This window comes from Nonomuraea solani (genome assembly GCF_900108335.1).
Taxonomy (GTDB): domain Bacteria; phylum Actinomycetota; class Actinomycetes; order Streptosporangiales; family Streptosporangiaceae; genus Nonomuraea; species Nonomuraea solani.
On the sequence record NZ_FNVT01000030.1, the window covers coordinates 106,277 to 114,177 of the forward strand.

Here is a 7,901-nt window from a genome sequence, read left to right on the forward strand (position 1 = left end):
GCCACCGCACCCGACTCGAAAGACCACGCGTCAGTCACCGCAGTCCACCTCAAAAGCCGCGCCCCGGCCACCGCACCCCACCTCACATGCCGCGTCCCGGTCACCGCGATCCCTCCTTGGCGGGCAGCACCGCGTCTCGTGGATCGCGCTTGGGCGCCTCCACCACCACGCCCACCACATCGAGCGCCGTCAGATCCGCGTAGGGCCGGGCATAGGCGATGCGTGTCAGCTCCCCAGGCGTCGACTCCACCCGCTCGATCACCCCGATCGGCACCCCGGGCACGTAGGGGCTCCCGTGCTGCGACCCGAAGCTCACGATCCGCCCGCCCCGGGTCAGCGGCGCCGTCGAGTCGAGGAGCCGGAACTGCACGAGCCGCCCGTGCTCCCCCACCCCGTGTACGACACCGATCTCCTTGCCACCCTCCAGCCGCGCCCCGGCCGCCGAGGCTGGATCACTGAGCAGCACCACCGTGGAGGAGCGCACAGAGGCGTGCAGCACCCGCCCGATCAGCCCGTCACCGTTGAGCACGGTCATCTCCGGACGCACGCCGTCACCGGTGCCTACATCGATCTGCACGGCGTCCTCGAACCCCGGCTGCCCTCGCCGGGCGACGACGTTGGCCGTGACCACCTTGTATCCCCCGGCCCCGGACAGCCCGAGCATCTGCTTGAGCTGTTTGGCGCGATCGAGGTCGAGCTTGCCGGCCAGCAGACCGGCGCGCAGCTTGGCGTTCTCCGCCTTGAGCGCCTCGATGCGCTCCTTGGCGGCCGGCGCGCTCAGGATCGCGTGCACGAACCCGCCGACGGGGCGCACCAACCCGCCGCCGAACTGCTCCGCCGTGCCGAACAGGTAGGACCCGGCCGCGCGCAGCGGGCGCAGCGGCGAGTTGTCGCCGGTGCGGTGGTCGATGGTCAGGATGATCAGGGCCGCCGTCAGCAGCACTCCCAGGATCAGCCGGGCGCGGCGCGAGTCGTTCATCAGTGCCGCGACTCCGGCACCAGCACCTGCTGCAATGCTTCGAACTCCTCGGCGCACTTGCCGGAACCGATCGCCACCGAGTCGAGGGCGTTGTCGACGAGGTGCACGGGCATGCCCGTCTCGGCCTTGACCCGCTCGTCGAGCCCCTTGAGCAGGGCGCCTCCGCCGGTGAGGGCGATGCCCCGGTCCATGATGTCGCCGGACAGCTCAGGCGGGCACTTGTCGAGCGTGGTCCTGACCGCGTCGACGATCGTGTTGACCGGCTCCTCGATGGCCTTCCTGATCTCCTCACCGGACACGATGATGGTCTTCGGCAGCCCGCTGACCAGGTCGCGGCCGCGGATCTCCGCGTGCGACTCCTCGCTTTGGGGGCAGGCCGAGCCGATCGCCATCTTGATCTCTTCGGCGGTGCGCTCGCCCAGCATCAGCGAGAACTCCTTCTTGGCGAACGCGATCACCGCCTGGTCGAGCTCGTCGCCGCCGACCCTGATCGACTGGCTCGTGACCATGCCGCCCATCGAGATGATCGCCACCTCGGTGGTGCCGCCGCCGATGTCGACGACCATGTTGCCGGTGGGCTCGTGCACCGGGAGCCCGGCCCCGATGGCGGCGGCCATGGGCTCCTCGACGATGTAGACCTTCCTGGCGCCCGCCTGGTAGCCGGCCTCTTTCACCGCGCGCTGCTCCACGCTGGTGATGCCGCTCGGCACGGCGATGATGACGCGCGGTTTGGCGAAATGCCGCCGCCTGTGCACCCGCTGGATGAAATATCGCAACATCCGCTCGGTGACGTCGAAGTCTGCGATCACGCCGTCCTTGAGCGGGCGGACCGCGATGATGTTGCCTGGTGTACGGCCGATCATCCGCTTGGCTTCGATGCCGACCGCCACGATCTTGCCGGTGGCGGTGTTGATCGCTACGACTGACGGCTCGTTGAGCACGATGCCACGGCCACGCACGTAGACGAGCGTGTTGGCGGTGCCCAGGTCGACCGCCATGTCACGGCCGAGGAACGCGAGCTTGCTGCCCATGGGGAACGGAGCCCTCCGTAACGTCGTTTGGCGAATGACTACGGATTGAATTCGAATCGTAACGTGACGTACCCACCGATGAGCGCAATGAGCCATCGCGCCACTTCAAAATCTCCAGCCCCTACCTCAACCGCAATTTTGCCCGGATTGCACCACAACATCCGATGGCAACCTGGAACGGTCCAACATCCAATCCACGGCAACCCTACGGTAAGCCCCCGACAAAATCCTGGCCTCCATCGTCAAAAGACCAACGGATGTCCCGCCGGCAAAACCATACGGAGAAGTCCCGACAAAAAAGCGCGCCCGCGCGGCCGAAGCCGCGCGGGCGCGCCGGTAAAGCCAATGCACTCAGAAACGGTCCGGGAAGAAGATCTTGATCTCCCTGGCGGCCGACTCGGGCGAGTCGGAGCCGTGGACGACGTTCTCGGCGATCTCGAGGGCGTGGTCACCACGGATGGTGCCGGGGGCCGACTTGACCGGGTCGGTGAGGCCGGCCAGCGCGCGGAACGCCTCGACGGCGCGCGGGCCCTCCAGCACCAGGGCGACGAGCGGGCCCGAGGTGATGAAGTCGACGAGCTCGCCGAAGAACGGCCGCTCGGAGTGCTCGGCGTAGTGCGTCTTGGCGGTGTCGGCGTCGAGGGTGCGCAGGTCCATCGCCACGACCTTGAGGCCCTTGCGCTCCACGCGGGCGATCACGTCACCGATGAGGCCGCGCTTAACCCCGTCGGGCTTGATCAGGACAAGAGTGCGCTCGGACACTTGGTGTTCTCCTTCGAACAGATGGGGTCGCGACTTCGGGCACCGGCCCGGCCGCGAGAACGCTCCGCGGGGCAGGAACCCACGCGTCGCCGTGGCAGGGCCTCAGTTTACCGTCCTCCGCCCCTGCCCTCGTTTCGGTAGGCAAAGAGTACGCGGAAGCGCCCGTACGGAAAGACTACGCAGAAGCGGTGTCCTCGGGCGAATGCCCCTGGACCGGCACGGCCGGTGACTCCTCATCAGAGTCGGCGTCGAAGGCCCCCTTGGCCGCCACGGGCAGCGCGACCCGGGGAATCGCCCCGGTGGGCCGGTCCTCGTCGCCCTCGCCCCCCGCCGGCACGAGACCCGCCGCCGGCACCGCGTCCGACGCCGGTACAAGGCCCGACGCCGGCACGAGGCCCGCCGTCGGCACGACGTCAGACGTCGGCACCGCGTCCGACGTCGGCGCAAGGCCCGACGCTGGCGCAAGGCTCGCCGTCGGCACGACGTCCGACGCTGGCACAAGGCCCGACGCCGGCAAGACGCCCGCCGTCGGTACCGCGTCCGGCACCGCTACAAGGCCCGACGCCGGTAGGACACCCGCCGTCGGTACGAGGTCCGCCGCCGGCACGAGCAGCACGTCCGTACCCGCACAAGGCACCTCAGAACGGCCGGGAGGCACCTTGGCGGAACGCCGCGCCATCACCGACGCGAGGACGATGATCGCGACCACCAGGAACCCGCCGATCAGCGACCACCAGTGCAGCGCGCCCACGAACCCGTCGACCAGCTCCTGAGCCGACCGCACACCGTCCAGCATCGCCATCTGCACCCCGGCCCCCAGCAGGAACCCGCTCAACACCCCCGCGAAGCAGAGCGACAACCCGAACCCCGCCGCCCCCACGCTGACCTCCTGCAACGCCGCTGTGAGCGCCACCGCCGCCCCTACCGCGAGCAGGCTGAACGGCACCGCCAGCACCATCCCGTCGGCCGACGGCACCACCAGCCGCACCGAGCAGAGCCCCACGACCATGGCCAGCAGCCCCAGAGGCGCCAGCCACCGCCCGGCGGCCCGCGCGAACAGCCGCACCGCCACGGACGCGGCGATCGCGAGCACCCCGGCCACCCCGTAGGGCACCCAGAGGCCACGCAGCCCCGGCCCGCCGAGCCCGCCCATCTCCACCAGCGTGACCTGCGCGGCACTGGGCAGCAGCACGACGCCGACCGCGACCATGGTGTACGCCAGCGTGCGGCTCCCGGCCATCCCGATGGAGGCCAGCGCCAGCAGCGCCACGATCGCCAGCACCGCCAGGACGATCACCAGCAGCGGGCCCCAGCCCTCGGTCGCCGTGCTGATCGCCACGACGGCGATGCCCGCCGCGGGCACGGCGGCCAGCAGCAGCCGGCCGCGCTCACGATCATCGGGCCCCGGCGCGGCGGGCCGGCCGAGCACCATCCAGGCGACCAGGTGCACGGCGGCCAGGCCGAGCGCGATGCCCGTCACCATTGGATAGGGCTGCAACGTGACCCGCCAGCTACTGACGTCGTCGAGCGGCCACAACGCCAGCGCCTGTGCCGTGAGCAGGCTCAGGCTGAACATGCCCACCCACAGAGCCCGCAGCACCGGCGCCCGATCCCAGACGGCCGCCAGCGTGGCGGGCAGGATCAGCCCGGCACCGACGCCACGCAGCACGCGCACCACGCCGACGAGGAGCTCCGAGCCCGCGAACCCACCCGCCGCGTCGGACAGGGCCACCAGGACCAGCCCGCCGACCAGCAGGTGCGCCACCGGCACCCGCCGCAGCGCCGCGGCCGCGAGCGGAACGGTGAGCATGAGTGCGGGCAGGGCGAGCCCGTGCGTACGCATGAGCCCGGCCTGCCCCAGGTCGCTCGGCAGCAGCGCGGCGACGACGGACAGCGTGTTGGGGATGGCGACGATCGCCAGCGGCAGCGAAGCCACGACGACCAGCCCGAGCAGTACGTCGAGCAGCCACGGAAGTCTAGGACCAGCCTGTCGAGGCGACCGCTGGATCGGGGGGACGGCCATGTAGGCCGACTTTAGCGGGTAGTAGCGCCCTCGACACGGCGAGCGACGATAATCGCAGTGATCCACAGCGCGGCAAAGATCGCCCCGAGGAAGTACATGGTGCCGACGAGGAGGCCGGAGAAGATCGCCAGCCCCTGTACGAGACTGCCGAGCACGTAGCCGAAAGGCCTCTTGAGCAGGCCCGCGGCCACCACGCACAGCACGGCGAGACCGATGCCCACCGTCACCGCCAGCCAGGGCTCCACCCCGTTGACGCTGATCGCCACGGGCGTAATGAGCCCGCACACGATCGCCTCCATGCCGAGCACGGAGGCGCCCAGCCTGCGCATCCCGGGAGTGACCTGGAAATTCATCGCGTACCGTCCGCATTGAGCAGTTGCCGCGCGTCGCCCGCCGTCACGACGGACCCGGTGATCAGCACGCCCGTGCCGCTGAACTCACCTTCCGCGTCGGCGATGCCGATGGCCCGGTCGATGGCGTCGTCGAGCCGCTCGACGACGTGCACGCGATCCTCGCCGAAGAGCGGCTCGGCCAGCGCGGACAGCTCCTCGGCGGACAGCGACCTGGGCGAGGAGTTCCGGGTGACCACGATCTCGTCGAGAATGGGCTCCAGCAGCTCCAGCAGCGCGTCCACGTCCTTGTCGCGCATGACCGCTACGACGCCGACCACCTTGGCGAAGTCGAACGCCTCGTGCAGCCCCTCCAGGGTCGCCTGCAGCCCGCCGGGGTTGTGCGCCGCGTCGATCACGACCGTGGGCGTGCGGCGGACGACCTCCATCCGCCCCGGCGACGACGCCTGCGCGAACGCCTGCCGGACGAGTTCGGTGTCGAGCGGGTCGTCACCGCCGGTCAGCGCCTCGACGGCGGCCAGCGCGCACGCCGCGTTGCTCGCCTGGTGGGCGCCGTAGAGCGGGAGGTAGACCTCCTCGTAGACACCCTTCAGCCCGCGCAGCGTGAGAAGTTGCCCGCCGATCGCGACCTCGCGACTGAGCACGCCGAACTCCAGCCCCTCGCGCGCCACCACCGCGCCGACGTCGGCCGCGCGCCGCATCAGCACCTCTGCCGCGGCGAGCTCCTGCTGCGCCAGCACCGTCGTCGAGCCGGGCTTGATGATGCCCGCCTTCTCCGAGGCGATGCTGGGAATGTCGGGCCCGAGCCTGTCGGTGTGGTCGAGCGAGATGGGCGTGATGACCGACACGGTGCCGTCCGCCACGTTCGTGGCGTCCCAGGACCCGCCCATGCCCGCCTCGATGACGGCGACATCGACCGGCGTGTCGGCGAACCCCGCGAACGCCATCGCCGTCAGCAGCTCGAAGAACTGGATGCGCCGCCCCTGCGTGTCGGTCAGCTCGACGTAGGGGATGATCTCCTCGTAGACCTCGGCGAACCGCTCCTCGCTCAGCGGCTCCCCATCCACCGTGATCCGCTCGCGCATCGACACCAGGTGCGGGCTGGTGAACCGCCCCACCCGCAGGTTGCGCTCCTTGAGCAGCGCCTCGGTCAGCCGCGCCGTGCTCGTCTTGCCGTTGGTGCCGGCGATGTGTATGACCGGGTACGCCCGTTGCGGCGAGCCGAGCAGGTCCAGCAGGGCCGCGATCCGATCGAGCGTCGGCTCGAAATCCCACTCGACGCCACGATCCATGATCGCGCGTTCAACCGCTCGATAATCCACCCCTCAACCCTACTGACCGCGGGTAGCGGTCCGAACCGGGGGCGAACATATTGCGAACCATATAGAAGATTGGAGGGTACTCACTCCCGTGCCCGAAGTGCGACCTTGAAGATCAGCCTGCCCCACCCCCCGGCAGTCCGCTCTCAAGGAGGCCATCGTGGAACGCGAGAACCCGCGCGCGGAAAGGCAAGGCGGCATCACCAGAAAGACGCTCTTCAAAGCGGCTCTCATAGCGACCCCGGTCCCGCTCCTGGCCGGCCAGGCTCCCGCCCTCGCCCGCGACACGGCGCTGAGCGGCGGACCGCTCACGCCGACCCCTTACTGCGACGACGGCGACGACCCCACTCCTCCGCAGACGGAGGGCCCGTACTTCAAGCCGAACTCCCCGCACCGCTCCGTCCTGCCCGGCGCGGGCACGACTCTGACGGTCAGCGGGTACGTCTTCGGCCTCGCCTGCCAGCCCCTGGCCAACGTCCTCCTGGACTTCTGGCAGGCCGACAGGAACGGCGCGTACGACAATGTCACCTACAACTTCCGCGGCCACCAGTTCACCAACGCCCAGGGCGCCTTCAAGCTGACCACGATCGTCCCCGGCCTCTACCCCGGCCGCACCAGGCACATCCACGTCAAAGCGCAGGCACCCGGCCGGCCGGTCCTGACCACCCAGCTCTACTTCCCCGGCGAACCCCGCAACAACACCGACCCCCTCTTCGACCCGGCCCTGCTCATGACCGTCCGCACCGTGGGGACGGGCAGGCAGGGCACCTTCGACTTCGTGCTCAACGTCCCGGGCGCACCGCCCACGGACTCACCGACAAGTCCGCCTCCGGGCGGCGGCACCTGGCGGGTTGGGGTGACCTACCAGGCGGGCGATCAGGTCACGTATGGAGGCGCGGCGTACCGGTGCCTGCAGGGGCACCGCTCACAGGCGGGGTGGGAACCACCTGATGTGCCCGCCCTGTGGCGCCGCGCCTGACCCAGGTCCCCGAACGCAAGAGAGGGCCACTCCGGCTACTGGGAGTGGCCCTCGTGCGAACGCAAAAAAGGGCCCCGACGCGCTAGGCGTCGGAGCCCTTTCAAAGATTGTCCGGCGGTGACCTACTCTCCCACACCCTCCCGAGTGCAGTACCATCGGCGCAGAGAAGCTTAACTTCCGGGTTCGGAATGTAACCGGGTGTTTCCTTCCCGCCATAACCGCCGTAACCCCATGAAACAAACAAGCAGATCTGCTTGTTGTCTCAGAATTGCGTAGTGGACGCGAGCAAAAAGAATGCTTTGTGGTCAAGTCCTCGGCCTATTAGTACCGGTCAGCTCCACACGTTACCATGCTTCCACCTCCGGCCTATCAACCCCATCGTCTATAGGGAGCCTTACCCACTCTCGTGGTGGGAGACCTCATCTCAAGGCGAGCTTCCCGCTTAGATGCTTTCAGCG

At 69.3% G+C, this 7,901-nt stretch carries 7 protein-coding genes and 2 rRNA genes; 1 reads left to right on the forward strand and 8 read right to left on the reverse strand.

The genetic code is table 11. From position 1 onward, the window contains the following. Window positions 1–100: 100 nt before the first annotated feature. The 6 genes from mreC to C4V41_RS54195 all read right to left on the reverse strand — a co-directional run bounded on the left by mreC (window position 101) and on the right by C4V41_RS54195 (window position 6,437). The gene (gene mreC / locus C4V41_RS54170; RefSeq protein ID WP_103963894.1) at window positions 101–979 is read right to left on the reverse strand and encodes a rod shape-determining protein MreC; all 879 of its coding nucleotides are present in this window, start codon (window positions 977–979) and stop codon (window positions 101–103) included. Beyond that, on the reverse strand, window positions 979–2,010 hold the full coding sequence (mreB, locus tag C4V41_RS54175) for a rod shape-determining protein (RefSeq protein WP_103963895.1): 1,032 nt from the start codon (window positions 2,008–2,010) through the stop codon (window positions 979–981). Before mreB ends, mreC begins: the two co-directional genes overlap by 1 nt. Window positions 2,011–2,361: 351 nt before the next feature. Continuing rightward, entirely contained in the window at window positions 2,362–2,772 is a 411-nt protein-coding gene (ndk, locus tag C4V41_RS54180) for a nucleoside-diphosphate kinase (protein ID WP_103963896.1), read from the reverse strand. Window positions 2,773–2,947: 175 nt separating this feature from the next. Then, a complete protein-coding gene (locus tag C4V41_RS61340) occupies window positions 2,948–4,795 on the reverse strand; it encodes a hypothetical protein (RefSeq protein ID WP_146104175.1) in 1,848 nt (615 codons plus the stop codon). Window positions 4,796–4,806: 11 nt separating this feature from the next. Then, on the reverse strand, window positions 4,807–5,148 hold the full coding sequence (locus C4V41_RS54190; protein WP_103963897.1) for a DUF4233 domain-containing protein: 342 nt from the start codon (window positions 5,146–5,148) through the stop codon (window positions 4,807–4,809). After that, on the reverse strand, window positions 5,145–6,437 hold the full coding sequence (locus C4V41_RS54195) for a bifunctional folylpolyglutamate synthase/dihydrofolate synthase (protein WP_103963898.1): 1,293 nt from the start codon (window positions 6,435–6,437) through the stop codon (window positions 5,145–5,147). Before C4V41_RS54195 ends, C4V41_RS54190 begins: the two co-directional genes overlap by 4 nt. A 187-nt stretch (window positions 6,438–6,624) precedes the next feature. Between C4V41_RS54195 and C4V41_RS54200 the strand changes: the two genes are divergently transcribed. Next, on the forward strand, window positions 6,625–7,443 hold the full coding sequence (locus tag C4V41_RS54200) for a dioxygenase family protein (protein WP_200824893.1): 819 nt from the start codon (window positions 6,625–6,627) through the stop codon (window positions 7,441–7,443). A 109-nt stretch (window positions 7,444–7,552) separates the two neighbouring features. Here C4V41_RS54200 and rrf read toward each other — a convergent pair. Both rrf and C4V41_RS54210 read right to left on the reverse strand, forming a co-directional pair. Next, window positions 7,553–7,669: ribosomal RNA gene (gene rrf, locus C4V41_RS54205) — 5S ribosomal RNA — on the reverse strand. Between the two features lie 75 nt (window positions 7,670–7,744). Then, window positions 7,745–7,901 (reverse strand): 23S ribosomal RNA (locus C4V41_RS54210); the annotation flags it as partial.